This is a genomic window from Enterobacter sp. kpr-6 (assembly GCF_900116015.1).
Lineage (GTDB): Bacteria > Pseudomonadota > Gammaproteobacteria > Enterobacterales > Enterobacteriaceae > Enterobacter_D.
In genome coordinates this window covers 256,529-283,465 of record NZ_FOYH01000002.1, presented here as the reverse complement: position 1 = coordinate 283,465, position 26,937 = coordinate 256,529, and the positions used below count along the sequence as shown (strand labels likewise).

Annotated in this window: 22 protein-coding genes; 13 read left to right on the top strand and 9 right to left on the bottom strand. The window is 55.1% G+C overall.

Annotated elements, in window-relative coordinates; all coding sequences use genetic code 11:
- Positions 1-40 precede the first annotated feature (40 nt).
- From glnQ to rhtA, 5 genes are all read right to left on the bottom strand, one after another.
- On the bottom strand, positions 41-763 hold the full coding sequence (gene glnQ, locus BM373_RS06060) for a glutamine ABC transporter ATP-binding protein GlnQ (protein ID WP_090460512.1): 723 nt from the start codon (positions 761-763) through the stop codon (positions 41-43).
- Positions 760-1,419 (bottom strand): glutamine ABC transporter permease GlnP, encoded by a 660-nt coding sequence (gene glnP / locus BM373_RS06055; protein WP_090460511.1) that lies wholly within the window; start codon positions 1,417-1,419, stop codon positions 760-762. Before glnP ends, glnQ begins: the two co-directional genes overlap by 4 nt.
- 81 nt (positions 1,420-1,500) lie before the next feature.
- The gene (gene glnH, locus BM373_RS06050; protein WP_090460509.1) at positions 1,501-2,244 is read right to left on the bottom strand and encodes a glutamine ABC transporter substrate-binding protein GlnH; all 744 of its coding nucleotides are present in this window, start codon (positions 2,242-2,244) and stop codon (positions 1,501-1,503) included.
- Between the two features lie 362 nt (positions 2,245-2,606).
- Positions 2,607-3,110: a DNA starvation/stationary phase protection protein Dps gene (gene dps, locus BM373_RS06040; protein ID WP_090460507.1), complete on the bottom strand. Its 504-nt coding sequence runs from the start codon at positions 3,108-3,110 to the stop codon at positions 2,607-2,609.
- Between the two features lie 297 nt (positions 3,111-3,407).
- Positions 3,408-4,295, bottom strand: coding sequence for a threonine/homoserine exporter RhtA (rhtA, locus tag BM373_RS06035; protein WP_090460505.1), 888 nt, complete (start codon positions 4,293-4,295; stop codon positions 3,408-3,410).
- Between the two features lie 478 nt (positions 4,296-4,773).
- Here rhtA and ompX point away from each other — a divergent pair, with 478 nt between their 5' ends.
- On the top strand, positions 4,774-5,280 hold the full coding sequence (ompX, locus tag BM373_RS06030; RefSeq protein WP_090460503.1) for an outer membrane protein OmpX: 507 nt from the start codon (positions 4,774-4,776) through the stop codon (positions 5,278-5,280).
- A gap of 53 nt (positions 5,281-5,333) precedes the next feature.
- Here ompX and BM373_RS06025 read toward each other — a convergent pair whose 3' ends face one another.
- Positions 5,334-6,917: a phosphoethanolamine transferase gene (locus BM373_RS06025; protein WP_090460502.1), complete on the bottom strand. Its 1,584-nt coding sequence runs from the start codon at positions 6,915-6,917 to the stop codon at positions 5,334-5,336.
- A gap of 277 nt (positions 6,918-7,194) precedes the next feature.
- Positions 7,195-7,323: a manganase accumulation protein MntS gene (mntS, locus tag BM373_RS06020; RefSeq protein WP_090460500.1), complete on the bottom strand. Its 129-nt coding sequence runs from the start codon at positions 7,321-7,323 to the stop codon at positions 7,195-7,197.
- Between the two features lie 162 nt (positions 7,324-7,485).
- Between mntS and mntR the strand changes: the two genes are divergently transcribed.
- The 11 genes from mntR (at position 7,486) to BM373_RS05965 (ending at position 21,488) form a co-directional block, all read left to right on the top strand.
- Positions 7,486-7,959 carry a manganese-binding transcriptional regulator MntR gene (gene mntR / locus BM373_RS06015; RefSeq protein ID WP_090460498.1) on the top strand — a complete coding sequence of 158 codons (474 nt, stop codon included), beginning with the start codon at positions 7,486-7,488 and terminating at the stop codon, positions 7,957-7,959.
- Positions 7,956-9,065 carry an anion transporter gene (locus tag BM373_RS06010; protein WP_090460496.1) on the top strand — a complete coding sequence of 370 codons (1,110 nt, stop codon included), beginning with the start codon at positions 7,956-7,958 and terminating at the stop codon, positions 9,063-9,065. Before mntR ends, BM373_RS06010 begins: the two co-directional genes overlap by 4 nt.
- 101 nt (positions 9,066-9,166) lie before the next feature.
- Positions 9,167-10,264 (top strand): HlyD family secretion protein, encoded by a 1,098-nt coding sequence (locus BM373_RS06005; RefSeq protein WP_090460494.1) that lies wholly within the window; start codon positions 9,167-9,169, stop codon positions 10,262-10,264.
- Positions 10,261-11,832, top strand: a complete 1,572-nt coding sequence (locus tag BM373_RS06000; RefSeq protein ID WP_090460493.1) for a DHA2 family efflux MFS transporter permease subunit — start codon at positions 10,261-10,263, stop codon at positions 11,830-11,832. The genes BM373_RS06005 and BM373_RS06000 overlap by 4 nt, the downstream gene beginning before the upstream one ends.
- Before the next feature lies 1 nt (position 11,833).
- Complete coding sequence (locus BM373_RS05995) at positions 11,834-13,360, top strand: efflux transporter outer membrane subunit (protein ID WP_090460491.1); 1,527 nt, start codon at positions 11,834-11,836, stop codon at positions 13,358-13,360.
- A 108-nt stretch (positions 13,361-13,468) separates the two neighbouring features.
- Positions 13,469-14,515, top strand: a complete 1,047-nt coding sequence (locus tag BM373_RS05990; protein ID WP_090460489.1) for an aldo/keto reductase — start codon at positions 13,469-13,471, stop codon at positions 14,513-14,515.
- A gap of 271 nt (positions 14,516-14,786) precedes the next feature.
- Complete coding sequence (locus tag BM373_RS05985) at positions 14,787-16,163, top strand: glycoside hydrolase family 1 protein (RefSeq protein ID WP_090460487.1); 1,377 nt, start codon at positions 14,787-14,789, stop codon at positions 16,161-16,163.
- A gap of 47 nt (positions 16,164-16,210) precedes the next feature.
- The gene (locus BM373_RS05980; protein WP_090460485.1) at positions 16,211-17,530 is read left to right on the top strand and encodes a PTS sugar transporter subunit IIC; all 1,320 of its coding nucleotides are present in this window, start codon (positions 16,211-16,213) and stop codon (positions 17,528-17,530) included.
- 18 nt (positions 17,531-17,548) lie between these two features.
- Positions 17,549-18,265, top strand: a complete 717-nt coding sequence (locus tag BM373_RS05975; RefSeq protein WP_090460483.1) for a GntR family transcriptional regulator — start codon at positions 17,549-17,551, stop codon at positions 18,263-18,265.
- Positions 18,266-18,421: 156 nt separating this feature from the next.
- Complete coding sequence (locus tag BM373_RS05970) at positions 18,422-19,480, top strand: 7-bladed beta-propeller protein YncE (protein ID WP_090460481.1); 1,059 nt, start codon at positions 18,422-18,424, stop codon at positions 19,478-19,480.
- A 10-nt stretch (positions 19,481-19,490) separates the two neighbouring features.
- Entirely contained in the window at positions 19,491-21,488 is a 1,998-nt protein-coding gene (locus tag BM373_RS05965) for a TonB-dependent receptor domain-containing protein (protein ID WP_090460480.1), read from the top strand.
- Between the two features lie 167 nt (positions 21,489-21,655).
- Here BM373_RS05965 and ldtB read toward each other — a convergent pair whose 3' ends face one another.
- Complete coding sequence (ldtB, locus tag BM373_RS05960) at positions 21,656-22,576, bottom strand: L,D-transpeptidase (protein ID WP_090460478.1); 921 nt, start codon at positions 22,574-22,576, stop codon at positions 21,656-21,658.
- 218 nt (positions 22,577-22,794) lie between these two features.
- Here ldtB and BM373_RS05955 point away from each other — a divergent pair, with 218 nt between their 5' ends.
- A complete protein-coding gene (locus tag BM373_RS05955) occupies positions 22,795-24,387 on the top strand; it encodes an ABC-F family ATPase (RefSeq protein WP_090460476.1) in 1,593 nt (530 codons plus the stop codon).
- A 178-nt stretch (positions 24,388-24,565) separates the two neighbouring features.
- Here the strand turns inward: BM373_RS05955 and BM373_RS05950 are convergent, their stop codons facing one another.
- Positions 24,566-26,935, bottom strand: coding sequence for a glycoside hydrolase family 31 protein (locus tag BM373_RS05950; protein WP_090460474.1), 2,370 nt, complete (start codon positions 26,933-26,935; stop codon positions 24,566-24,568).
- Positions 26,936-26,937 lie beyond the last annotated feature (2 nt).

Sequence of the window (26,937 nt, the reverse complement as noted above, 5' to 3'; positions counted from 1 at the left end):
CTCCCTCTCCCTGAGGGAGAGGGCCGGGGTGAGGGTGCTCTTACGACACGTGCTGCAAAAATTCCTGCAAACGCGGGCTTGGCGGATTCTCAATCAACGTCTGCGGATTGCCATCTTCAGCAATACGGCCTTTATCAATGAAAATCAGGCGTGAGGCCACTTTTTCGGCGAAGCCGATTTCGTGGGTCACGATCACCATGGTCATGCCTTCTTCCGCCAGATCCTGCATTACTTTCAGGACTTCGTGGCGCAGTTCCGGATCGAGCGCGGAGGTTGGCTCATCAAACAGCATCATTTTTGGCTTCACTGCCAGCGCGCGGGCGATGGCGACGCGCTGCTGCTGACCGCCGGAAAGCTCAGACGGATAGTGGTGCGAGCGCTCGGCCAGGCCCACTTTCGCCAGCAACTCCTGCGCCAGTTTCTCAGCTTCTTGCTTGCTGGCACCGCGCACGCGCAGCGGACCAAACATCACGTTCTCCAGCGCCGTCAGGTGCGGGAACAGATAAAACTGCTGGAACACCATGCCCGCTTCCTGGCGGATCAGGCGCTCGTCCACTTTCGGGTCGTTGACCTTCAGCCCATCGACGATCAGATCGCCGCTGGTGATCTCTTCCAGCTTGTTGATGCAGCGCAGCAGGGTGGATTTACCGGAACCCGACGGGCCGATAATGACCACTACTTCACCCTGGGTGATGTTCAGATCGATATTGTGCAGCACCTGGGTTGGGCCAAAGTGCTTGGAAACGTTTTTAAATTCAATCACAGGATTTTCATCCTTCTTTCAAGACGACGCAGAATAAAACTCAGAACCAGAGTAATGATGAGATAGAACACCGCAACGGCGCTCCAGATTTCCAGCGCGCGGAAGTTACCGGCGATGATTTCCTGGCCCTGACGTGTCAGCTCGGCGACGCCGATAACAATAAACAGAGAGGTATCTTTGATGCTGATGATCCACTGGTTGCCGAGCGGCGGCAGCATACGGCGCAGCGCCAGCGGCAGGATCACGTGGCGAATCGCCTCACGCTTCGATAAGCCCAGCGCCAGGCCCGCTTCGCGGAATCCTTTGTGGATAGAGAGCACGGCACCACGGGTGATTTCAGCGATGTACGCGCCTGAGTTAATCATGATGGTAACGACAGCGGCGCTGAACGGGTCGATGCGCAGATCGTTAAACGCCATTGGCAGCGCGAAGTAAATGAACATGACCTGCACAACGATAGGCGTGCCGCGGATCACTTCGATGAAAACCAGTGCAATGTGGTTTGAGATCCAGCCGCCGAAACTGCGGGCGAAACCGGCAGCGAGGCCGATGATGAGGCCGCCCGCCAGGCCGAGGACTGAGATCAGCAAGGTCATTTTTGCACCTTCGATCAAAAGCGGAATGGCAGGCCAGATGGCACTCCAGTCAAACTGCATGATGAATTCCTGTATACCGTGGTTTAAAAACAGCAGGGGCGAAAGGACGCCCCTGTTACAAATGATTAAAATTTATAATTATTATTTAGGCTCGGTACCGAACCATTTTTTGTAGATTTCGTTGTAAGTACCGTTGTCTTTCAGCGTTTTCAGTGCGCCGTTAACTTTGTTGCGCAGATCGTCGCTGCCTTTCGGGAAGGCGATACCGTACTGCTGAGCTTCTAAAGAGTCGCCCACCGCTTTGAACTGACCGTTACCGGCGGTTTTGATGAAGTACAGAATGTTAGGGGTATCGTGAATCACCGCGTCAGCGCGGTTGGTGCCCAGTTCCATGTACGCGTTATCGATGTTCGGGAACTGACGCAGATCTTTGGTTTTGATGTTGGCTTTCGCGTAATCAACGGAACCGGTACCGCCTTTTACCGCGACCACTTTACCGTCCAGATCTTTCACGCTTTTAACGTCGTTGTTGTTGGCTTTCACCATCACCAGCAGACCGCTTTTGTAGTAGCCATCGGAGAAATCGATCGCTTTTTTACGTTCGTCAGTAATGGTAATGCCTGCCAGCGCCACATCGACATTTTTGGTTTGCAGGGCCGGGATGATGCCGCTGAAATCCATCGGTTTCAGTTCATAATCCAGCTTCAGTTCTTTTGCGACAGCCGCCCACAGATCCACATCGAAGCCAACGTATTTGCCATCTTGTTTGAATTCAAACGGCACGAATGCGGTATCCGTTGCGACAACCAATTTGTCGGCAGCGTGAGAGGAAACGGCAAATGCCAGGGTCAGTGCAGCCAGGGAAACTTTCAATACAGACTTCATAGTATTTCCTTTTATATCCACGGGGCGATCCCCTGAGAGAACGTACGCAGTATGAAAAAATCGTGCCAGGTTTACAACCTGTTGTTTTGTAAAGACGACCCATAAGGAAATGGCACAATAACGCGATCAAAAGAGATTGTTTGCACCAATATGGGGCGTTGTTTTGGTGCATTGCGAACACGCGTTGCAATGTGCTTATTTCTAACGCAAAACGCGGTCAGGAAACAATCTTTTCTTAACGGTTGTGTGATGTGATTATTACATCTGGTTTACGTCTGGCGGGGAAAGGCGGAAAAGGAGTGCACTAAAAAAGTGCAAAACCCCTCACCGGGCGGCGAGGGGTCATAAAAAATTGTTATGCTTTACTCGATGTTAGACTCGATAAACCACAGGAATTTGTCCAGGTCACGGGACGCAGCGGTGAAGATATCCGCGGTGTCTTCGTCAGTGGCTTCTGCTACCGCTTTACGTACATCGTTAGCAACAACAGCGTAACGGTCAGCCAGCTCTTTTAAGTGATCCTGCACGGTATGGATATCCAGCGGATAGCTCTTCAGCGCCGTTTTGCTGTTCACTACCTGAGTGGTACCCAACGCCACGCCACCCAGCTGCACGGCACGTTCAGCCATGGTATCCAGGTGATCGGTCAGCGCAGTACGGAAGCCGTCCAGCATCTCATGGACGCCAATAAAGTTAGCGCCGCGCATGTTCCAGTGGGCTTGTTTGGTGATCAGTGACAGGTCAATGAACTGGATCACCTGACGATTCAGCAACTCAATGGTCGCTTTCTTATCGCTGTCAGAGACATCGTTGCGGGTATAAAGCAGATTAGACGCTTTCGTTTTAACCAGTTTAGCGGTACTCATAATCTCATATCCTCTTGATGTTGAGTGTTCCAGAAATTTACTGGAAATAAGTATAGCACCGGCTAAAGAGTTTGCTTTTCTGAAGATACCTATCAATTTAATAGTAATATCTGTGTTGAAATAAAATATCTTTATATTCAAATGGTTAAAAGGCGAGAGGGAGATGATTCTTAATTATAATAAGCGGAATGAGAATGTGAATAAATATTAACAGGGCAGGTTATTTATGCGCGAAAGTTTATTTTTCATGCATAAGTAAAGTCTGCATGGCATATTTACCATGCAGGACTGAATAATTTATCCGATATCAACTTCTTTGATTTTTGCTTCCCGGCGCAGGGTCAGCGTGGAACCCATTGACGCGGCAATAATCGCTGACAGTGCCAGCCACTGGGTCATCGTCAGGGTTTCACCGAGAAATACCATCCCAGAGAGGGCAGCAAGGCCGGGCTCCATGCTCATCAGCGTTCCGAAGGTACGCGTGGGCAGGCGGGTGAGGGCAATCATCTCCAGCGAATAAGGCAGTGCGGTGGAGAGCACCGCCACGCCAAGTCCGAGAGGAAGAATAGACCAGTGCCACAGGGCTTCACCTGCCTGCAATGCGCCAATCGGTACAAAGATCACGGCGGCAATTAATGAACCGAGCGCGACCGTTGCCGGGCCGTGTTCTTCCCCGGCGCGTTGACCGGTGACGATATAAATCGCCCAGCAGGCCCCCGCGCCGAGCGCCAGCGCCGCGCCGGTTAAATCGACATGGGAAACGTTCTGCCCGAGCGGCAGCAGGAACCACAGCCCCAGCACCGCCAGGGCTACCCAGACAAAATCCACCGCCCGGCGGGAAGCAAAAAGCGCCACTGCCAGCGGGCCGGTAAATTCCAGAGCGACGGCAATCCCTAACGGTACAGTCTGGATCGAGAGATAAAACAGGTAGTTCATCGCGCCGAGTGACAGCCCATAAAAAAGCAGGGGCTTACGTTGCGCCGGGGTAAAGCGCAGCCGCCAGGGTTTAAACACCAGCACCAGAATCAGCGTACCCAATGCAAGACGTAGCGCCGTCACGCCGGGCGCGCCAATCAGTGGAAAGAGGGTTTTGGCGAGTGATGCGCCGCTCTGGATAGAGAGCATCGCCACGAGAATGACTAAAACCGGTAGCCATACCGGGGTTTTACGAGACAAACCAGGCATCCTTTCTCCTGTCAACTTATGTCAAATGAAGTAAAAGACGCAGTGTAATGGAAATAGTGTTCAGCGGTTTACTATTCATTGAAAAAAAAGCCGACTATACCCGTCATAATTCAAGCTGCATGTGCGTTGGCTGCCTTCGCTCACCCCAGTCGCTTACTTATGTAAGCTCCTGAGGATTTGCTCAGTTGCCGCCTTCATGCAACTCGAATTATTTAGGGTATAAAATTCATTCCATCCGAAAAGGCTGACGTATTATTAAGCAATCCTTTAGGATTAATCTGGATGAATATGTCGTGACGATCGCGTAGAAATAGCGACTTATGCGAAAAAAGCGCTTTTTTTTGAAAGAGATAGTGGGTAGCAGAAATGTTCTGTTACAGGAAATGGCGCGTTAGACATCGTAATGCGCAAAGAGTTTCCTCACTATTTTTGATATATTTAAAACTTAGGACTTACTTGAAGCACATTTGAGGTGGTTATGAAAAAAATTGCATGTCTTTCAGCACTGGCTGTTGTTATGGCCGTTTCCGCAGGTTCCGCTGTAGCAGCTTCTACCGTTTCTGGCGGTTACGCACAGAGCGATGCACAGGGCGTGGCGAACAAAGCTAACGGTTTCAACCTGAAATACCGCTACGAAAATGATACCCCGCTGGGCTACATCGGTTCCTTCACTTACACCGAAAAAGATCGTACCGAAGACGGCGCTTATAACAAAGCACAATACTACGGCATCACCGGTGGTCCGGCTTTCCGTATCAATGACTGGGCGAGCATCTACGGTGTTGTGGGTGTAGGCTACGGTAAATTCCAGCAGCGTGAAGACGGCTTCAAAACTGCTGACACCAGCGACTACGGTTTCTCCTACGGCGCAGGTATGCAGTTCAACCCGATGGAAAACGTTGCTCTTGACGTTTCCTACGAGCAGAGCCGCATCCGTAACGTTGATGTTGGTACCTGGATCGCAGGCGTCGGCTACCGTTTCTAATCACGCAAGTGATATAAAAAATCCGCCTCCGGGCGGATTTTTTTTGTCCAGATTTAGCGCGTTTTGGTCTCGAAAATATCCGTTCCCAGGTGGTTATAATCCACTTTCTGCAATTTAAAGTTTGTCACGTAGGTCGGACCCGCTTTTTGCGAGGAGACAAACCGGTACTGGCTGACGATCTCTTTGGCAGTAATGCCCGTCCACTGCGAGAAAAAGTCCAAAAAGTCATTCGCCGAGCGGCGGGCTTTAATCACGCGATGCGTTTTATCATCACTCGACAGCACCATAAACGGCACCTGGAAGTTCTGCTGAAAGGTATCGCTGTGCGCCAGATACTGCACCTCTTTCCCGCGCTCTTTAAACGCCAGCCCGTGATCGGAAAAATAGACCATTGAGAAACTGCTCCCCGCATCCTGCAACTGCGCATACAGCTTACCCAGTAATTCATCGGTCTGGGTGATGGAATAGAGATAACAGGAAGTCTCTTTCGACTGAACAAACACCGTGTATTTACCGCCGGTACGGTCGCAGGCCTGCGGGTGTGAACCCATTAAATGCAGGACGATAAGCTGCGGCTGCGAGCGCGGCGTGGCTAACACCTGCGCGGTCATTTTCAGTAGCGCGTCATCTTTGGCGTTTTTATTGGCTAGATAATCGCCATCTTTCAGGAACTGCACCTCATCGGCACGCTTTGCAATGCTGGCGATGGCAGTGTCGTATTCGCCGAGCTGTCCCTGGTTGGAAAACCACCAGGTCTGAAATCCGGCGCGGTTCGCCAGCGTGACGAAGTTATCCTGATACTGGGGCTTGTCATCCACCACGCGGTTGAGCGTCAGGCCCAGCGATTTTTGCGTCGAACCGCTGGCCGCTACATAGTCAGTAAAGAAGGTACCTTTCACCTGGCTGGCAAACGGCGTGTTATCCCAGTAACCGCCAAATGCGCCCATCGCATCGCGGCGCACGCTTTCACCGATTACCACCACGTAAGTGTGATATTTCGGCTTCACGGCGGTAATAGTCCAGGTGTCCTTCATGCCGGAGAGTTGCGCCATGCGCTGCTGCTCTTCAACCACTTCCCGGTTATTCACCACCACATCTTTAACAAAACGCACCACCGGATAACCGATGTCTTTAAGATGAAATCCCCAGCCACAATAGTAGTTGTAGGCCGGAGAGGAAAGCAATGCGGCTAAACAGAACGCAATGCCCAGATGATCCCATTTGCTCCAGACGACGGCAGTGTGATGTTTGCGGCGCAGAGCGATAACGCCCAGCCCAAAAATGAACAGGCCGATGACGTAGTTGTACCACGGGAAAATCGTCAGGATTTCCGTGGACTCTTCCATGTTGGTGGAGTGCAGCGCCAGCAGCGTATTAAAGTTCGGCGCGCCGTAGGCCTGACCGAACGGGTAATAGGAGGCGGCGACCAGCGAGCAGAGAATAATCAGTGCTTTTTGCAGGCGCGGGGCATGACGCCAGAGCAGTTGCAGCACGCAGGTAAAAGCCACCGCATAAAACGGGTTTAAAGGGTATCCAAGGGCGAAGTTGATTAATAAGGATTGCAAAAAATAAAAACCAACCCACGGGCTAATGTTAAACCCACGGGCAGCGAGCGTTTCTTTTATCAGTACATTCATAGGACACTATCGCGAAAACGCCATGTGCTCACCCTGGCGTCAAGGGTCAAAACCTGCGGGATAGTGTGTGAAGATGAGGAGGGATCCTATCCGCGAACCACATTTGTGCAGGGCTGCGAGAAGATAGAGCGAGGCGTGGGGAAGGTCAACAGGCGTGACAACGATGTTTTGCGAGAATGATTGCAAAACAGACAAATAATACGTTTTTTTTATATATGAGGCTCAGTGTGGCAGGGATATGTGACAGAAAAATGAAGCGGCGTACCGCGACGCCGCATTAACGGGAAGGTTTGTCATCCTGCTGCGGTTTGGTGCTGAACATATCGCACAGCATATTCAACAGCAGCAAACGGACTTTAAACGGGGAGTGGCTGAACACGCTCATGCACCTCTTGAATTCGTTCATCGTAGACCTCCTGACGGTGTCTGTATTACATACAGATATAGCACAGGCTATATTCTATAGCTATGGCTAATACGTTAATTTTTTGTTCTTGTGTGACGATGGTTTACAATGAGCGCACTTATCTATGATGCGTTTTTCGCGTCACGCCAACGAGGAAGCACAATGAGTCGTCGCGAAGGCAAGCCAACAATAAAAAAAGTGACGCAACTGGTGAATGTTGAAGAACATGTCGAGGGATTTCGTCAGGTACGTGAAGCGCACCGACGCGAGTTAATTGATGATTATGTTGAGTTAATTTCCGATCTGATCCGCGAAGTGGGCGAAGCGCGACAGGTGGATATGGCTGCAAGACTGGGCGTTTCCCAGCCGACCGTTGCCAAGATGTTAAAGCGACTGGCCAGCGTCGGGCTTATTGAACAAATCCCCTGGCGTGGGGTATTTCTCACCGCAGAAGGGGAGAAGCTGGCCCAGGAAAGCCGCGAACGTCACCAGATTGTTGAAAGTTTCCTGCTGGTGCTGGGCGTAAGCCCGGAAATCGCCCGCCGCGACGCCGAAGGCATGGAGCACCATGTCAGTCAGGAGACGCTGGAACGCTTTCGTCTGTTTACCCTCCAGCAAGGGCAGCCCGCTGAATGAACCTCCCGTTCGTGCGCGCCCTGGCGCGCGATCGTTTCTTCCATCTGTTACTGCTTGTCGGCGCGGCGCTCAGCATTTTCGTCCCCTTTGCTCCGGCAAAATGGATTAACGCCATTGACTGGCACACCATTATTACCCTCAGCGGCCTGATGCTACTTACCAAAGGCGTCGAACTTTCCGGCTATTTTGATGTGCTGGGGCGACGTATGGTCCGGCGCTTTGCGACTCAGCGTCGGCTGGCGATGTTCATGGTGCTGGCGGCGGCGCTGCTCTCCACTTTCCTGACCAACGACGTGGCGCTGTTTATCGTGGTGCCGCTGACCATTACGCTCAAAAAACTGTGCGAGATCCCGGTCAACCGGTTGATCATCTTTGAAGCGCTGGCGGTCAACGCCGGATCACTGTTAACCCCCATCGGTAATCCGCAAAACATCCTGTTATGGGGGCGCTCCGGTCTCTCTTTTGCCGCCTTCTGTGCGCAGATGGCCCCACTGGCGCTGGCAATGATGGCGACGCTTATGGTGATGTGCTGGTTTGCGTTTCCGAAAAAAGCGTTGAGCTACCACAGCGGCACGCAGACTCCCACATGGCAGCCGCGGCTGGTGTGGATCTGCCTCGGGTTCTACGTCATTTTTCTGACCTCTCTTGAGCTTAAGCAGGAACTGTGGGGACTTATCGCCCTCGCCATCGGCTTCCTGCTGCTCGCCCGCCGGGTAGTAATCAGCGTGGACTGGACGCTGCTGCTGGTGTTTATGGCGATGTTTATTGACGTCCACTTGCTGATCCAGTTGCCGCTGTTACAGGGGGCACTTAACGGGGTCGGCAGCCTGTCAGAACCGGGACTCTGGCTTACCGCCATTGGTCTGTCGCAGTTTATCAGCAACGTTCCGGCGACCATTCTGCTGCTTAATTACGTGCCGCCCGGCGTCCTGCTGGCTTTCGCGGTCAACGTCGGCGGCTTCGGTCTGCTGCCGGGCTCGCTGGCGAATATCATTGCCCTGCGCATGGCCCATAACCGCCGCATCTGGTGGCGCTTCCATCTCTGGTCAGTTCCGCTGCTGCTGTGGGCGGCGCTGGTTGGGTATTGTCTGATTCTTTTCAGTTAGTGCGAATTTGTCAGTTTTTCCTGGCAAATGTATAGCTACGTCCTAACTTTAGTAAACGGCGCAATTATCGCGCTATTTACTGACAGGACTGTTGCAACGCTATGGCTGAAAATACCCCAACCACAGAAAATTCTCAGGATAACGACAACAAAAACGCGCGCAAACGCCCCGGTAAAAAACCTTTAATCATTCTCGGCATCGTGGTCATCATCATGGTGATCGTGGCGTCAGTGTGGTGGTTTTTAACCCGTAACGAAGAAACTACCGACGACGCGTTTACCGACGGCGATGTGGTCACCATTGCGCCGAAAGCCGCAGGTTACGTCACCGAACTGCGCGTTAAAGACAACCAGCGGGTGAAGAAGGGCGATTTGCTGGTAACCATTGATGCGCGTGATGCCACCGCCCAGCGCGATCAGGCGCAGGCGCAACTGGGGCTTGCCACCGCGCAACTGCACCAGGCACAGGCGCAACTGGCGATCTCAAAAGTGCAGTACCCGGCGCAGCGCGATGAAGCCCGCGCCCAGGTGCTGAAGGCCGAGGCGGATCTGGCGAATGCGCAGGCCGGATATCGTCGTCAGCGCGGTGTCGATCCCCGCGCCACCACCCAGCAAAATATCGATACCGCTAACGCCCAGTTGCGCAGCGCCCAGGCCCAGCTTGCCAGCGCGAAAGCCCAGCTTGAGGTCGCGGATCAGGTGCAGTTACAGATCCGCCAGCAGGAAACCAACGTCGAGGCGCGCGAGCGTCAGGTCGATCAGGCGAAGGCGCAACTGGAAAACGCTGAGCTTAATCTTTCCTATACCGAAGTCCGCGCCCCGTTTGACGGCTACGTGACCAAGCGTAACGTCCAGCCCGGCACGCTGGTACAGGCGGGAACCGCGCTGTTTTCGCTGGTATCGCCCAATATCTGGGTGGTCGCCAACTTTAAAGAGTCGCAACTGGAGCGGATGCGCCCGGGCAATAAAGTCAGCGTGAAAATTGACGCGTACCCGGACATGGAACTGGAAGGGCATATCGACAGTATCCAGCAGGGCAGCGGTTCGCGCTTCTCGGCCTTCCCGTCGGAAAACGCCACCGGTAACTTTGTCAAAATCGTTCAGCGCGTGCCGGTGAAAATCGTTATTGATAAAGGTCTGGACAGCAGCAAGCCTTTGCCGCTGGGACTCTCCGTTGAGCCGAAGGTTACGCTGGAATGACCGATCACAGCCATGAAAGCTGGCGTCCGGCCAGCAATCCGTGGGCGGTGGCGATTGTCGTCACGCTGGCGGTATTTATGGAGATCCTCGACACCACCATCGTTAACGTGGCGCTGCCGCACGTCGCCGGATCGCTCTCCTCAAGCTACAGCGAATCCACCTGGGTGCTGACCAGCTATCTGGTGGCGAACGGCATCGTACTGCCGATTTCCGCGTTTCTCAGCCGGGTGTTTGGTCGCAAACAGTTCTTCCTGATCTGCATTGTGATGTTCACCGTATGCTCGTTTTTGTGCGGCATCGCGACGGAGCTGTGGGAAATCATCCTGTTCCGCATCCTGCAGGGCTTTTTCGGCGGCGGCCTGCAACCGACGCAGCAGTCGGTGCTGCTCGATTATTTTAAGCCGGAAGATCGCGGTAAGGCTTTTGGGTTGTCGTCGATTGCTATTATCGTCGCCCCGGTGCTTGGGCCGACGCTTGGCGGCTGGATCACCGATAACTACTCCTGGCGCTGGGTGTTTTTCATCAACATTCCGGTCGGTATCGTCACGGTGCTGGCGATTTATCAGCTGCTGGAAGATCCGCCGTGGGAGAAAAAGTCAGAAGAAAAACTCTCTATCGACTGGAGCGGGATCGGGCTTATCGCGCTCGGCCTCGGCTGTTTGCAGGTGATGCTCGATCGCGGGGAAGATGACGACTGGTTCGCCTCCGGGTTTATCCGCACTTTCGCCGTACTGACACTTATCGGCATTATTGGCGCGATTTACTGGCTGATGTATGCCAAAAAGCCGGTGGTCGATCTCCACGTCATGAAAGACAAAAACTTTGCCGTTTCCAGCCTGCTGATGGCGGGGATGGCGATGATTTTATACGGCAGTTCGGTGGTGATCCCGCAACTGGCGCAGCAGGATCTGGGCTACACCGCGACCTGGTCGGGGCTGGTGCTGTCGCCAGGGGCGGTGCTGATCGTGCTGACCATTCCGCTGGTGCTCAAACTGATGCCGATCGTGCAGACGCGCTGGATCATCGCGTTCGGCTTTACCTGTCTTGCAGCCTCATTTTTCTGGTCGCGCAATCTGACGCCGGATATCGATTTCGAAACCCTGGTGCTGTTCCGCAGCGCGCAGTCCATCGGGCTTGGCTTCCTGTTTGTGCCGCTCACCACCATCGCCTTTATCACCATTCCCCGGCAGCTTAATGCCGATGCCGCCGCGCTGTTTACCATGTTCCGTAACGTGGCGGGCTCGGTGGGGATTTCCCTCTCCACCGCGGCGATTACTGAGCGATCCCAGGCGCACAGCGCTTATCTCAGCGAGCATATGACGCCGTTTAACGAGCAGTTTCAGCTTGCGGTGCGCGAGTCGGCGCAGGCGGTGCGCAACTTTACCTCGCTGGTGGGCGACCCCACCAGCATCGCCACCGGGCAGATGTACCAGACGATGATCGAACAGTCGCGTTTTCTCGCCTATGTGGACGTTTTCACCCTTTTAAGCGCAGTGGCCCTGCTGCTGATCCCGTTTTGTTTACTGCTTTCGCCGGTGAAAAGCGAAGGCAGCGCAGGAGCACATTAACATGTACAGGAAATCTTACCCGTCCTTAACCTTACTGGCGCTGTTGCTGGCGGGCTGTGCCGTTGGACCGGACTATCAGCAGCCCGCACCGCCTGCGACGTCGCACTTTAACGATCCGGGCGACCGCAGCGTGGCGTCGCAAACCACTTCGCAGGCGGTCAATCCGCGCTGGTGGACGACGTTTAACTCGCCGCAGCTTAACAGCCTGATTGAGCGGGCGATTGCCGGGAACCTCTCGCTTCAGCAAACCGTGCTGCGCATTGCCGGCGCGCGTGAGCAAATCAATCAGGCAGGCGGGGCGTTTCTCCCGGCGGTGAACGGCAATGTGCAGGCCACCCGACAGCAACTGGGGATTGAAGGCGAACTGAAATCCCATGATGTTTACGGCCAGCTTGATGATCTCGACCCGGAACTTCAGGGCGCGCTCGGCACCCTGACCCAGCCGGTCAATCTTTATCAGGGCAGTTTTGACGCCCAGTGGGAGCTGGATCTGTGGGGCAAAGTGCGCCGTCAGGTGGAAGCCGCCACCGCGCAGCAGCAGGCAGCAATTGAACAGCGCAACGACGCGCTGGTGTCGCTGGAAGCGGAAGTGGCCCGCGCCTGGCTGCAACTGCGCGGCGCGCAGAGCGTGATCGCCACCCTTAACACCCAGATCGCCACCGCGCAGGAAACCTTTGATCTCACTGAAAACCGCCAGCGCGGGGGGCTTTCGCCCCAGCTTGATGTGGAAAATGCCCGCGCGCAGTTAGGCAATCTGGAGGCGCAACTGCCGCAGTACCAGGCCCAGGAGCGTCAGGCGATGAATGCGCTGGCGATCCTGATCGGCAAACCGCCCGGCGCGCTGGATGCGGAACTGCGATCCGCGCAGCCGCTACCGAAACTGCCGGACATCATTGCCACCGGTATTCCTTCGACTCTGGCCCGCCGCCGCCCGGACGTGCGCGAGGCGGAAGCGAATCTCCATGCGGCGACCGCGCAGATTGGCGTTTCGGTGGCACAGCTTTTCCCCAGTCTGACGCTAAGCGGCCAGCTTGGGGTGCGCAACAGCGAAGTGGACTGGCTGACCGACTGGAGCAGTCATTTCTACAGCTTTGGGCCGCAGATTTCCATTCCCATCTTCCAGGGCGGACGGCTGGTGTCGAGCGTGAAAGTGGCGCGGGCGCAGCAGGGCGCGGCGGTGCTTAACTACCGCCAGACGGTGCTGACGGCGCTGGGCGATGTGGAGAATGCGCTGGTCAGCTATCGCACCGATCAGCAGCGTGAAGCCGGGTTGAGCAAAACCATTGAGGCGCTGCAAAACGCCTTCGATCTGGCCAGCGACAGCTACCGCCAGGGGATAGCGACGTTTATTGATGTGCTGGACGCCCAGCGCCAGTTAGCGCAGGCCGAGCAGCAGCGGGCGCAGGCGCGGGTGCAGAGCAGCCTCGATCTGGTGGCGCTGTATAAAGCCCTCGGCGGCGGCTGGGAGCCGTATCAGAACGTGAAATTACCGGATTACGCGGTGTTCGGTGACGCGCCGCGCGGGTGATATTCAGAGGATCAGGCAAAAAACGCGCAGGATCGCCACATTCGCCAAACCGTCCGGGCGGGTATAACTACAGAACATTCACGGCATCATCCTTTTAAGGAGCGTTCCATGCGATACAAAAAACTCGGCAATACCGGACTGTTTGTTTCTGAATTATGCCTCGGCACCATGACTTTTGGCGGCGAAGGCGGGATGTGGGGGAAAATCGGTCAGCTCCGCCAGTCAGACGCGGAGCAACTGGTCGGTAACGCGCTGGATGCGGGTATCAATTTTATTGATACCGCGAACGTGTATTCGGAAGGGCGTTCGGAGGAGATCACCGGCCAGGCGCTGAAGAACCTGAAAATTCCTCGCGAGAATGTGGTGGTTGCCACCAAAGTATTTGGCGAAACCGGTACCGCGGGGGTGAACTCGCGCGGCAGTTCGCGCTATCACATTATCAACAGCGTGAAAGAGAGCTTAACGCGCCTGCAACTGGATCATATCGACCTCTATCAGTTGCACGGTTTCGATCCGGCGACGCCGATTGAAGAGACGTTGTACGCGCTGGACAATCTGGTGCAGCATGGGCATGTGCGCTATATCGGCGTCTCCAACTGGGCGGCGTGGCAGATCATGAAAGCGCTGGGGATCTCCGAGCGCCTGGGGCTGGCGCGATTTGCCTCGCTACAGGCGTATTACACCATCGCCGGGCGCGATCTGGAGCGCGAGCTGGTGCCGATGCTGCAAAGCGAAGGCGTGGGCCTGATGGTCTGGAGTCCGCTGGCGGGCGGCCTGCTGAGCGGGAAATATAGCCGTGACGGGCAGGGCGAAGCGGGCGGTCGCCGGCTGGAATTCGACTTCCCGCCGGTGGAAAAAGAGCGCGCGTTCGACTGCGTGGATGTGATGCGCAATATCGCCGACAGCAAAGGCGTGTCGGTGGCGCAGATCGCGCTGGCGTGGCTGCTGCATCAGCCGGTCGTGAGCAGCGTGATCGTCGGGGCGAAGCGGGCGGAACAGCTTGCGGATAACATCGCCGCGACGGAGATCCGCCTGAGCGACGAGGAGCTGAAACAGCTCAATGCCGTGAGCGCCTTGCCCCGCGAATACCCCGGCTGGATGCTGGAGCGCCAGGGCGAGTACCGGGCGAACCAGGTGAAGTTGCAGGGGCTGTAATGTTTGACCTTCACCCTCACCCCGGCCCTCTCCCTTAGGGAGAGGGGACAAAACCTCCCTCTCCCTGAGGGAGAGGGCCGGGGTGAGGGTCCAAAAGATCCCCCCAAAAGCGATGGGATCCCCGTCGCTTTTTTTATTTCCTTCCCCCAATCTTTTCGAGAACGCTCACAAAATCACCGCCTTTATTTTGCCTGCCTTATCCGCATCGACTATATGACTAGTCATGAAATATTTAATGACTAGTCATATTGATGGAAACGGAGAAAGCGCGATGACCAACAAACTGCCTGACAATTTCTTATGGGGTAATTCGGTATCCAGCATGCAGACCGAAGGGGCGTGGAACGAAGGGGGTAAAGGCCCGTCGGTGTATGACATTCGGGAAGCCAGCGAATTTGCCTCTGACTGGAAAGTGGCGACTGACTCCTACCACCGTTATGAAGAAGATTTTGATTACATGCAGGATTTGGGCATGAACTGCTACCGCTTCCAGATCGCATGGAGCCGCGTCTGCCCGCAGGGTGACGGTGAGTTCAACGAAGAAGGCATCGCTTTTTACGACCGCTTTATCAATGGCCTGATTGAGCGCGGCATCGAGCCGATGATCTGCCTGTACCACTTCGATATGCCGCTGGCGCTGGCCGAAAAATACAACGGCTTTACCGATCGCCACGTTATGGAGGCGTTTGTCCGCTACGGCAAAAAAATGATCGACTGCTTTGGCGACCGGGTGAAGTACTGGCTGACCTTCAACGAACAAAATATCTACCACATGCCGGAAGCGTTCAAAGTGGCGGGGTATCTGAAAGGCGATAAAACGCTGCGTGAGCTGTACCAGATTTCCCACCACGTCATGATGTGCCACGTCCTGCTCACCCATTACCTGCACGAAACCAAACCGGGCCAGCAAATGGGCGGTATGCTGGCGCACCAGTTGATTTACCCGGCGACCTGCAAACCGCGCGATATCTTCTACGCCCAGCAGTACGACGAATTCCTCAACCAAAATCTGCTGCGCGTTTATGCCGGGCAGGGCTACAGCCCGGCGGTGATGGCGGTGGTCGCGCGCGAAGGCTTCCAGGATATCTTCCTTGATGACGATCTGGCGGCCATTGCCCGCATGAAAAACGATTTTATGGCGTTTAGCTACTATGCCAGTAAAACCCTCGACAGCGACGCCATTCCCGCCGATGCGCCGGTCAACTATTACCTGCTGCACGGCGAGAAAGATAACCCGTTCCTTGAAGCAACCGAATGGAACTGGCAGATCGATCCGCTCGGTTTTCGCACCATCATCACCCGCTACTACAACGACTGGCGGCTACCGGTTTTCCCGATTGAAAACGGCATCGGGGTGATCGAGTCCTGGGATGGCGTTAACCCCATCGACGACGAATACCGCATTGTCTATCACCGCGAGCATTTACAGGCGATGAAAGACGCCATCTTTGAAGATGGCGCGGAGGTGATCGGTTACCTCGGCTGGGGGCTTATCGACATTCTCAGTTCGCAGGGCGATATGCGTAAACGCTACGGCGTGGTGTATGTGAACCGCGAAAACCACGATTTGAAAGACCTTAAACGGGTGCCGAAAAAGAGCTACGCCTGGTTCAGACGCACCATAAAAAGCAACGGCAACGAGATGTGATCCCCTGCCGGACCGTTCTGCTGACTGACTGAAGGAAGGTTTCTGCGATGAGTGAGACAAAAATAACACCGACGATGCAGTCGTTTGTCGATCGGTTTGTTGAAATTTCCGCGCGTATTGCCAACCAGGTGCACCTGCGCTCGCTACGTGACGCCTTTGCCGCCGTGATGCCCATTTTTATTCTTGCGGGGCTGGCGGTGCTGGTGAACAACGTGGTTTTCCCGTGGGTACTCGACGGCGACACGCTGGTGCGCTTTAAGGTCTGGGGCGATGTGATCATCAACGGCACGCTGAACATCGCGGCGCTGCTGATTGCGCCGATGATCGGCTGGTCGCTGGCGCGCAACAAAAATTTCGATAATCCGGTGTCGGCAGTGATCATCGCACTTTCCAGCTTCATTATCATGATGCCGATGCGTCTCGATCTGGTCCCCGTCGGGGGCCAGACCAGCGTGACCGTGGGGCAGGTGCTCTCTTTTGCCAATATTGGATCGACCGGAATTTTTGCCGGGGTGATTATCGGCCTGCTTTCCACCGAGCTGTTTATCCGCATCGCAGGTATTAAAAAGCTCGACATTTCACTCGGCGAAAACGTGCCGCCTGCGGTCAGTAAATCGTTCTCGGCGCTGCTGCCGACTATTTTGACGCTTTCCACCTTTGCGGTTATCGCCGCGCTGCTGGCAAACGTGCTCAATACCGATCTGATCCATTTAATCACTACGCTTATCCAGCAGCCGCTGCGACTCATCAACACCAGTCTGCCAGGGACGATTTTTATCTACAGCTTTGGCAACTTCCTGTTTACGCTGGGGATCCATCAGTCGGTGGTGAACAGCGTGGTGCTGGAGCCGTTCCTGCTTATTAACACTAACGAGAACATGATCGCCTTTGCCAACGGGCAGCCGATCCCGCATATCATTAACAACATTTTTGTGCCGACCTTCGGCATGATCGGCGGTACCGGCAGCACCATTTCGCTGTTGATTGCCATTTTCCTGTTCTCACGCCAGCAGTCAGCGAAACAAGTAGCGCGGCTGTCGATTTCGCCGGGGCTGTTTAACATCAATGAGCCGGTGATTTTCGGTCTGCCGATTGTGTTTAACCTGCCGTTGATGATCCCCTTCGTGCTGCTGCCCGCCATCGGTATTTTCTTTGCCTGGGCGTGTACCACGCTGGGTTTGATGTCGCGCTGCGTAGTGATGATCCCCTGGACCACACCGCCGGTTTTAAGCGCCTGGCTGGCCACGGCGGGCGACTGGCGGGCAGTCGTGGTTCAGTTGATAATCATCGTCTTTGGTGTATTCTTCTACCTGCCTTTCCTCAAGATAGCCGAGAGAGTGGCCTTAAAAAACAGTGAGATAGCCTGATAATAAAAAGGAAGGGCAATGTCGGCGAAGTACATATCTATCGCGCGCGAAATTAAACAGCGGATCATGAGCCAGCACTATTCAGCCAGCGATCCATTGCCCGATCAGTTTGCTCTGGCGGCGGAATTTAACACCAGCCGGATGACTATTCAGCAGGCGATGCGCCAGTTGATTGTCGAAGGGCTGGTGTACACCCGCCAGGGGCAGGGCACTTTTATCCGCAAAAACTTTTTACAGCTTTCACAGTGGGATTTGCCCGGCAGCGACTATTTTGGCGCGACCAAAACCTGGGAAAACGTCGGCACGGTGACCAGCGATATTATTCGTTTCGAACTGCGCTTTCCCGGCGAAAAAGAGCAGGCGTCGCTGCTGATCGACGCAGATGCGCCGGTGTATGACATCGTGCGGCTGCGCAAACTTAACGGTGAACCGGTGTCGCTGGAATTTACCCTGATGCCGGTGAGCCTGGTGCCGGGGCTGAACAAAAGCCATCTGCAAAGTTCGGTATTTCGCTACGTGCAGGAGACGCTGGCGCTCAAATTGATGGGCTCTTACCGCGTGGTGCGGGCGTTAAAACCGAATGCCGAAGATAAACAATATCTGAGCTGCGACGACACCGATCCGGTGCTGGAAGTGGAGCAGGTGATTTATCTGGAAGACGGCACGCCACTGGAATACGCCCATTGCCATTACCGCTACGATCACGGCGGCGTCATTATGGTCAATAACGGGTAACACAATAGCCGGATCTCTGTCCGGCTTTTTCTTTTTATTCCCTTATATTTGCAGACCAACCGGACACCCGGCGCGGTGTTGTTTACGTTTTGTTGCAAATGAGATTAATTATGATTATCATTTTTCTTCACGTAAAATACTGTAAAGAAAAATGACATGCTTACATCAACAACAACGAAAGCAGCGCTGCGCGCGCTGGCAATGGCATTTGCACTTCATTCATTCTCTCTGTCGGCAAAAGAATTTACGGAAAAGGATTTTCTGTCGCAGCCGTTGGGTCACGGCGTTTACGAACTGGCTTACGATGGCAGCCAGAAAGCGCTGTATGCGGCATCGGCTCCCTCTTTTGATCAGGACAAAACAGACGGCCTGGTCTTTCAGTTGGCCGCTGACTCTTTGCAGATTAACAAACGCATCAAAACGGAACGCCGCACTTTCGCGGTTTCTCTGGATCAGGAAAATCATATTTTGTATCTGGGCAATGCAATGGAAGGCTCCATTACGCTGCTCGATACCCGCACCAACAGCGTCATTAAAACTATTCAACTCAGTCACGACGCCGATCCGAAGAAGACCGTGCACGTTCGTGAAGTGGTGCTGGATAAAAAACATCACCGTCTCTACGTTTCCGGGATGGCAGGCAAGGGCAAGGGCTTGCTGTGGGTCGTTGATACGCAGAAGCAACAACTGGCGGATACCCTAACCAAACTGGAGCCGGTTGGCTTCGCGGTGGATACATCGGGCGATAAGGTTTATGTCGTCAGCGGACTGGGCGAGTTGATTACGCTGGATGGCAAAACCTCAAAACTGCTCTCCCGCGTAAAAGTCGATCCCGCTGATCCTGAACATTATTTCCTGAATATCGCGCTGAACGCCGCCGCCGGAACAGGCTACATCGCCGATACCAACACCCGCGATGTGCTGGTGGTCGAACTGGATTCCGGCAAACTCATCCACCGCATCCCGACGCCAAACTCCGTCGCGGTGCTCTATAACGCCGCACGCGATGAAATCTACGTTACCCATCGCAATGACCAGTTGATCAGCGTGATCGACGCGAAAAGCTACGCGCTCAAACACACCATCAAAACCACGGCGATGCCCAACAGTCTGGTGCTCTCACCCGATGCCAGCACGCTTTATGCCAGCGTCAAGCAGGACGAAAAAAGCGGCGGCGCTGACTACGTGCTCAAAATTGATTTAACCAAACTTTAAGGACAACTCTGTGATTACCCAAACACGCATCGCCGTGGCCATTGCGCTTGCCCTCAGCCCGCTTACTGCCGCCGTTTACGCCGCAGACAACGAACTCAAAAATGAAGATGAGATGGTGGTGACCGCCACCGGTTTTAGTCAGGAACGACGCGAAGCCCCGGCGACCATCTCTGTGGTCGACGAAAAGGGGTTGAATACCCGTTCCAACCAGAACGTCACCGAAGCACTGCGTGAAATGCCCGGCGTACTGACCGGCAGCGGTAACGGCAGCCTGGCCTCGGGCGATGTGCAGATGCGCGGCATGGGGTCAACCTACACCGCCTACATGGTAAACGGCATCAAACAGGGTACGCGCGAATCCCGCCCTTACGGTCACCACATCGGTGCGGAAGCGAACTTTATGCCGCCGCTAGCTGCTATCGAGAGAGTCGAAGTCATTCGTGGGCCGATGTCCTCGCTTTACGGGTCTGACTCCATCGGTGGCGTGGTCAACGTCATCACCAAAAAAGCCTTTAATCTCGATGAGTGGACGGGCGTGCTGGAGGACAATTACTTCCTTCAGGAAAAGAGCGAGTACGGAAACACCAACCAGACCAACGCTTTTTTGATGGGGCCGATTATCCCCGGCAAACTCGGGGTTAGCGTGGGGGCGGATTACCTTGATCGCCGTGATGACGACAGCGTGAATGACGAGCGTTTTGTTAAACATCAGGCTGGAAACTTTGATGCCACCGTTTCGATGTCCCCCATCGATACTCAGCTTTGGGAACTGAATGCGTCACGAGGGCACCAGGAGAAAACCCATAACGACAAACAGTGGTACTGGGGTTTTGACCGTGATGCGGCATCCCTTTCACAGCACGCCTGGTACGGCGACGATCTGGTGGAAGTGAAGAATTTCGTCAGTTATGAAAAAGCGAAGACCGAATATCGGGTACCCGGCAGGTCGTCGCAGTTTATTGAACAGCGTAATTTTGAAGCCAACAGCGCGAACACCTTTACCCTTGGCGATCACAAACTGACGCTGGGGGCGAACTTCACCCGTAATGAGCTGGATGACACCTTTGGTATTGAAGACAAAATTGCGCCGGGCGTAACGCCTGTCAGCAAAATTGATCGCGATGGCTGGGCGCTGTTTGCGGAAGATGCGTGGATGATCGTGCCGGACTTCACGCTCACCACCTCAGCCCGTCTGGATCACGACAGCTACTTTGGCTATCACGTGACGCCAAAACTCTACGGTAACTGGACCATTGACGAAAGCTGGGCGCTGAAAGGCGGCGTCTCCGCCGGGTATAAAAAGCCGGATCTGCGTGAGAATAATTCAGGCTTCACCAGCGTGTACGGTGCCTATCCCTATTCTGAGATTGGCATCGGTAACGATGATCTGAAACCGGAACAGAGCGTCAACACCGAGCTGGGCGTTTACTGGCAGCAGGACGCGCTGGTGGCGGATGCCACGCTTTTCTATACCAAATTTAAAGACAAAATCAGCGACTACACCATTTGTACCTCTACGGCGACGCAACAGTGCCAGTACAACGGTTATCTCGCCGATACCGTCTTCCAGTATTTCAACGTCAGCGACGCTGAAATTTACGGTCTGGAGCTGAACGGTGACTGGCAGGTGAGCGATGCGCTCAAAGCCAACGCTAACTACACCTATACCCACAGCGAGCAGAAAAGCGGGTTGAACAAAGGCTATGCGCTGAATGAGTACCCGACCAGCATGGCTAACCTTTCGCTGACCTGGAATGCGGCCAACGATCTGGAACTGTGGACGAAAGCAAGCTGGCGCAGCAACACGCCGAATCTGGGCAATGCCACTTCAACGGAAGCCTATACGCTGGTCGATCTGGGCGCACGCTACCATCTGAACAAAAGCATTACTCTGATGGGCGGGGTCTATAACCTGTTCGATGCGAACCCGCGTCATGTGACGTCGTACAATCAGGCGTCGGTGCTGGAAGGACGGCGTTATAACCTCGGCGCGCGCTACGAGTTTTAATTTCCCCTCACCCTGACCCTCTCCCCATGGGAGAGGGGACAGATCGCGCCCGTACTCGCCTTTCTCCCTCTCCCTCAGGGAGAGGGCCGGGGTGAGGGTGTCCCCAAAACAAAGACGAAAAAAAAGCGATGGTCTCCCATCGCTTTTCTGTCTCCCGCACGCTGATCTTAGTTCAGACGTACCGGCATCCCGGAGCGGTTCTGGATCGCCTGCTCGACAATCACCTGTTCCACATCGGCTTCGTTCGTCACGGTCTGCACAGCCTGGGTCAGTTTAATCGGCACGATTTCGCCGCCAGTAAACTGCGCTTCGGTGGTAGACAGCGGGTTGTGAACTTCCACATAACGGCTGCCATCTGGCTCGGTGGTGGCTTTTACCGGCTCATCAATAAACTGCACGCGGGTGCCAACCGGCACATTCTGGAACAGGAATTTGATGTCGTCGTTACGCAGACGCACACAGCCGTGGCTCACGCGCAGGCCGATACCGAAGTTAGCGTTGGTGCCGTGGATAGCGTACAGACGGCCAATGTACAGCGCGTACAGACCCATCGGGTTATCCGGGCCTGCCGGAACAACGGCTGGCAGCGGATTGCCTGCCGCGATGTATTCCGCGTGCATTTTCGCCGTCGGGGTCCAGGTCGGGCCCGCTTTTTTACGTTCAACTTTGGTCGTCCAGTTGATCGGCGTATCTTTACCCAGCTGGCCAATACCGATTGGCAGCACGATCACAGTGTTAGTGCCTTTCGGGTAGTAATACAGACGCATTTCTGCGCTGTTGATCACGATGCCTTCATGCACTGTGTCCGGCAGGATCAGCTGTTGAGGAATGTTCAGAACGCTACCGCCTTTAGGCAGGTAGGTATCCACACCCGGGTTAGCTTCCAGCAGGTTAGAAAGACCCATCTGATACTCAGCGGCAAAGTACTCCAGCGGCTGGGTGTTGCCTTCAGGGATCGTGATGACCTGGTTCTGGCCGATCAGACGGCTGCCATCGGTAGGCAGAGGATAAGTCACAGCGAAGGCGGTATTGCAAAATCCAACTACAGCGAAAGCCGCCGCTAAAAGTGTTTTTAATTTCATAGTCATGTTGTGCGAAGTGTCTTTGCCACAGGCCGGTTAGTTAAGAAATCTTAATAAGGATGGGTGCGCATTATAGGTGCAATCCCCCCCGCATGGAATTCAGATGTGTACGAAATCACATTTTTTTCACTTCCCGCCAAGTGTAGTCTTTCATTACCCGACGCGATTTCATTTCGGAATTGTGGCATAATGCACGGTTTGTCACACACTTTTAGGATAACCCCGTGTTAGTTACCAGTAACGTCACCATGCAGTTTGGCAGTAAGCCGCTGTTTGAAAACATTTCCGTCAAATTTGGCGGCGGCAACCGTTACGGCCTGATTGGCGCGAACGGTAGCGGCAAATCCACCTTTATGAAAATCCTCGGCGGCGATTTAGACCCGACGCTGGGCAACGTCTCCCTCGATCCCAACGAGCGCATCGGTAAGCTGCGTCAGGATCAGTTCGCCTTCGAAGAGTTCAGCGTCCTCGACACCGTGATTATGGGCCACGCAGAACTGTGGGAAGTGAAACAGGAGCGCGACCGCATCTATTCCCTCGCGGAAATGAGCGAAGAAGACGGCTATAAAGTGGCCGATCTGGAAGTCCTGTACGGCGAGATGGATGGCTATTCCGCGGAGTCCCGCGCCGGTGAACTGCTGCTGGGCGTGGGTATTCCGCTGGAGCAGCATTACGGCCCGATGAGCGAAGTGGCCCCCGGCTGGAAGCTGCGTGTGCTGCTGGCGCAGGCGCTGTTCGCGAATCCTGACATCCTGCTGCTCGATGAACCGACGAACAACCTCGACATCGACACCATTCGCTGGCTGGAAACCGTGCTCAACGAGCGCAACAGCACCATGATCATCATCTCGCACGACCGTCACTTCCTGAACATGGTCTGCACCCACATGGCTGATCTGGACTACGGCGAACTGCGCGTTTACGCGGGCAACTACGACGAGTACATGACGGCGGCGACCCAGGCGCGTGAACGTCTGCTGGCCGACAACGCCAAGAAAAAAGCGCAGATTGCCGACCTGCAATCCTTCGTCAGCCGCTTTAGCGCCAACGCCTCCAAATCCCGTCAGGCGACCTCGCGCGCCCGTCAGATTGATAAAATCAAACTGGATGAAGTCAAAGCCTCCAGCCGTCAGAACCCGTTTATCCGCTTCGAGCAGGATAAGAAACTGTTCCGTAACGCGCTGGAAGTGGAGCAACTCACCAAAGGCTTCGATAACGGTCCGCTGTTTAAAGGCGTTAACCTGCTGCTGGAAGTGGGTGAGAAAATCGCCATCCTCGGCACCAACGGCGTGGGTAAATCCACCCTGTTAAAAACGCTGGTAGGCGATCTGCAACCGGACAACGGTACGGTGAAATGGTCTGAAAACGCACAGATTGGCTATTACGCGCAGGATCATGAGTACGAGTTCGAAAATGATTTAACCGTCTTCAACTGGATGAGCCAGTGGAAGCGCGAAGGCGACGACGAGCAGGCGGTGCGCAGCATTCTGGGCCGTCTGCTGTTTAGCCAGGACGACATCAAAAAGCCCGCCAAAGTGCTCTCCGGTGGTGAAAAAGGCCGCATGCTGTTCGGCAAGCTGATGATGGAACGCCCGAATATTCTGGTGATGGACGAACCAACCAACCACCTGGATATGGAATCGATCGAGTCGCTGAACATGGCGCTGGAAATGTATCAGGGCACCCTGATTTTCGTTTCTCACGACCGTGAGTTTGTGAGTTCGCTGGCAACCCGCGTGATTGAAATCACGCCGGAACGCGTGGTGGACTTCAGCGGTAACTACGAAGATTACCTGCGCAGTAAAGGGATTGATTAAGGTTTAGTGTCAGGGGGCACCCTCACCCTAACCCTCTCCCTGAGGGAGAGGGGACAGCCCGAGTGCGAACCCGCCTTTCTCCCTCTCTTTGAGGGAGAGGGGACAGCCCGAGCACGGACCCGCCTTTCTCCCTCTCCCCGTGGGAGAGGGTCGGGGTGAGGGGCGAGTGGTGAGGGGATTACTCCCCCACCACCCACTGATCCACCGCCTTACCATTTACCCGCAGCTCACGCCGTTCCCCCGCCGGTAACGACACCTTCAGCGCCTGCCATGCCGGACGATAATCACCCGTCGTGGTAATGTTCACCGACACGCTCGTCGCATCGCACACCATCTCCCAGTTCAGCCACAGCGCATTACCTTCTTTATATCCCCAGGATTCGCCGTCATCTTCAAACAGCATCCCCTGGCTTTTACCCACGCCTTTCACCGGGAACAATTTCAGTTCGCGGCTCGTATCTTCGCTTGCCAGCACATGCGTGATGCGCTCGCTTAACGGCAGGGCTGCACCGGCGCGCACCAGCAGCGGCAGGGTTTCCAGCGGCGCGTCGAGAGTGATCCACTGACCGCCGCTGTGCCAGACGCTGGTGTAAAAATCATACCAGCCGGTTTCGTTATCCGGCAGCCACACGCGGCGCTCGCGCTGGCCGGGTTCGACCACGCTGGCCACCAGCAAATCGCGGCCCAGCATGAAATCGTCGCATTCGGCAAACGTCTGCTCGTCGTGCTCGTGATCGAGGAACGTCGGGCGCAGCATCGGCTCATCGTCGGCATGGGCCTGCCACAGGAGGGTGTAGAAATAGGGCAGCAGGCGATAGCGCAGTTCAATAGCGCTGCGGATCGCAGGCGTCACTGCCGGATACATCCATGGCTCGTTAACAGTGTGATCGTCATTCCACGAGTGGATCGTAAAGCGCGGGTGCATCACCCCGTTCTGCACCCAGCGGATAAACAGCTCGGCATCCGGTTTATCGCCGGAAAAACCGCCGACATCATGCCCGACGTTAAACAGCCCGGACAGGCTCATGCCCACGCCCATGCGGGTGTTGTAGCGCAGCGTGTCCCAGTTGGTGCGGTTATCGCCGCTCCAGGTCTGCACGTAGCGCTGCATCCCGGCGCAGCCGGAGCGGGAGATCAGATACGGACGTTTATCCGGCGCAAAACGTTGCTGTGCTTCTGCGGATGCGCGCATCATCAACAGCGGCATCACCGGGCGAATATGTTTGATGGCAATCTCACGCCCAAAGCCGTGGCAGCGCGCTTCGCCGTCCCACACTTCATACTCGTTGTTATCGTTCCAGGTCGAGCCGATGCCCATCTCCAGCAGTTGCGTGGTTACCCCCTCCTGCCACCAGGCCACGGTCTGCGGATTGGTGAAATCGAGATGCGAACCTTCATCATCCCAGAAGCTGGAACGTTCTGGCGCGTCGCTTTCTGAATCGCGGATAAACAGCGCCTTTTGCGCCACTTCCTGATAGCGCGGATGATCCTGCAACAGGCACGGCTTGATGTTGGCGGCAAGTTTAATGCCCGCGTCGGCAAAAGCTTTTGACATCACCTTCGGCTGCGGCACCTTTTCGTGATTCCAGTTGAAAACGTAGCGCTTGTTATTGATCGAGGTATAGCCGGAGGAGAGCTGGAACGAATCGCACGGAATGGCGTGCTCCGCGCACAGGCGGATAAAGTTCATCAGCTGATTCTGCGCGTCCGGTGCGTCGGTGTAATGCATGGTCGAACCGCTGTAGCCGAGGCTCCATTTCGGCCCGAACAGGGTTTTCCCGGTCAGGCGCACAAAGGCTTTGGTTACATCCAGCACCCGCTTGCCGGTGAACATGTAGTAATCGATGTCGCCCGCTTCGGCCTGCCAGCGGCGATAGGCGGTGTGGTAGTTGTCGATTTCATTGCCCAGATCCAGCCAGCAACTGCTCAGGTTGTCGTAAAACAGCCCGTAGCTGACGTCTTCGCGGCGGGTAATGGTGAACGGAATATGTTTGTACAGCGGATCGGTGCTGACCGCGTTATAGCCCATCGCGTCCAGATTGCGCATCTCATAGCGTTTGCCGTTGCGCTGTAAATCCCCGGCTTTCTCGCCAAGGCCATAGTAACGCTCGTTTTTCTGCCGACGCAGATAGTGCGCCACGCCGTCACCGTGGGCGTTGAGCAGGTAGGCGCTGGTGGGACGATCGCCTGCCAGCCACTGCCATTCGCCCGCCTCGTCGCGGTAGTGCCACTCCAGCCACAGCGGCTGGTGAACGGTCACGCGCAGGGAGTCGGTTTCCACACTGAGCGCGTCATCCGTTTGGGTGAGCGACCAGGCCGGGCAGCGAAAGCCGCTCAGATCGTCACGCGCGCGGCCTTCCCACGGTACATCTTCGGCAGGCGCGATGCTCCAGGTTCTGTCCAGCGCCAGCTCGCCTTTACGCTTGAGCAGCACGCGGAACAAAGCATCTTCCAGCACATACAGACACAGGGTGTGCTGCCCGTCGACCAGCAGTTCCAGGTGGTGGGCAGACTGCGTGTGTAACGTCCAGTTCTTTAACGTTTTCATAG

Coding starts and splice junctions, on each gene's coding strand:
- BM373_RS06025 (WP_090460502.1), bottom strand. CDS start 6,917: ATGAATGTACTGATAAAAGAAACGCTCGCTGCCCGTGGGTTTAACATT.
- ompX (WP_090460503.1), top strand. CDS start 4,774: ATGAAAAAAATTGCATGTCTTTCAGCACTGGCTGTTGTTATGGCCGTT.
- BM373_RS05950 (WP_090460474.1), bottom strand. CDS start 26,935: ATGAAAACGTTAAAGAACTGGACGTTACACACGCAGTCTGCCCACCAC.
- BM373_RS05975 (WP_090460483.1), top strand. CDS start 17,549: ATGTCGGCGAAGTACATATCTATCGCGCGCGAAATTAAACAGCGGATC.
- ldtB (WP_090460478.1), bottom strand. CDS start 22,576: ATGACTATGAAATTAAAAACACTTTTAGCGGCGGCTTTCGCTGTAGTT.
- rhtA (WP_090460505.1), bottom strand. CDS start 4,295: ATGCCTGGTTTGTCTCGTAAAACCCCGGTATGGCTACCGGTTTTAGTC.
- BM373_RS06000 (WP_090460493.1), top strand. CDS start 10,261: ATGACCGATCACAGCCATGAAAGCTGGCGTCCGGCCAGCAATCCGTGG.
- BM373_RS05995 (WP_090460491.1), top strand. CDS start 11,834: ATGTACAGGAAATCTTACCCGTCCTTAACCTTACTGGCGCTGTTGCTG.
- BM373_RS05970 (WP_090460481.1), top strand. CDS start 18,422: ATGCTTACATCAACAACAACGAAAGCAGCGCTGCGCGCGCTGGCAATG.
- glnH (WP_090460509.1), bottom strand. CDS start 2,244: ATGAAGTCTGTATTGAAAGTTTCCCTGGCTGCACTGACCCTGGCATTT.
- BM373_RS06005 (WP_090460494.1), top strand. CDS start 9,167: ATGGCTGAAAATACCCCAACCACAGAAAATTCTCAGGATAACGACAAC.
- BM373_RS05990 (WP_090460489.1), top strand. CDS start 13,469: ATGCGATACAAAAAACTCGGCAATACCGGACTGTTTGTTTCTGAATTA.
- mntS (WP_090460500.1), bottom strand. CDS start 7,323: ATGAACGAATTCAAGAGGTGCATGAGCGTGTTCAGCCACTCCCCGTTT.
- BM373_RS06010 (WP_090460496.1), top strand. CDS start 7,956: ATGAACCTCCCGTTCGTGCGCGCCCTGGCGCGCGATCGTTTCTTCCAT.
- dps (WP_090460507.1), bottom strand. CDS start 3,110: ATGAGTACCGCTAAACTGGTTAAAACGAAAGCGTCTAATCTGCTTTAT.
- mntR (WP_090460498.1), top strand. CDS start 7,486: ATGAGTCGTCGCGAAGGCAAGCCAACAATAAAAAAAGTGACGCAACTG.
- glnP (WP_090460511.1), bottom strand. CDS start 1,419: ATGCAGTTTGACTGGAGTGCCATCTGGCCTGCCATTCCGCTTTTGATC.
- BM373_RS05980 (WP_090460485.1), top strand. CDS start 16,211: ATGAGTGAGACAAAAATAACACCGACGATGCAGTCGTTTGTCGATCGG.
- BM373_RS05985 (WP_090460487.1), top strand. CDS start 14,787: ATGACCAACAAACTGCCTGACAATTTCTTATGGGGTAATTCGGTATCC.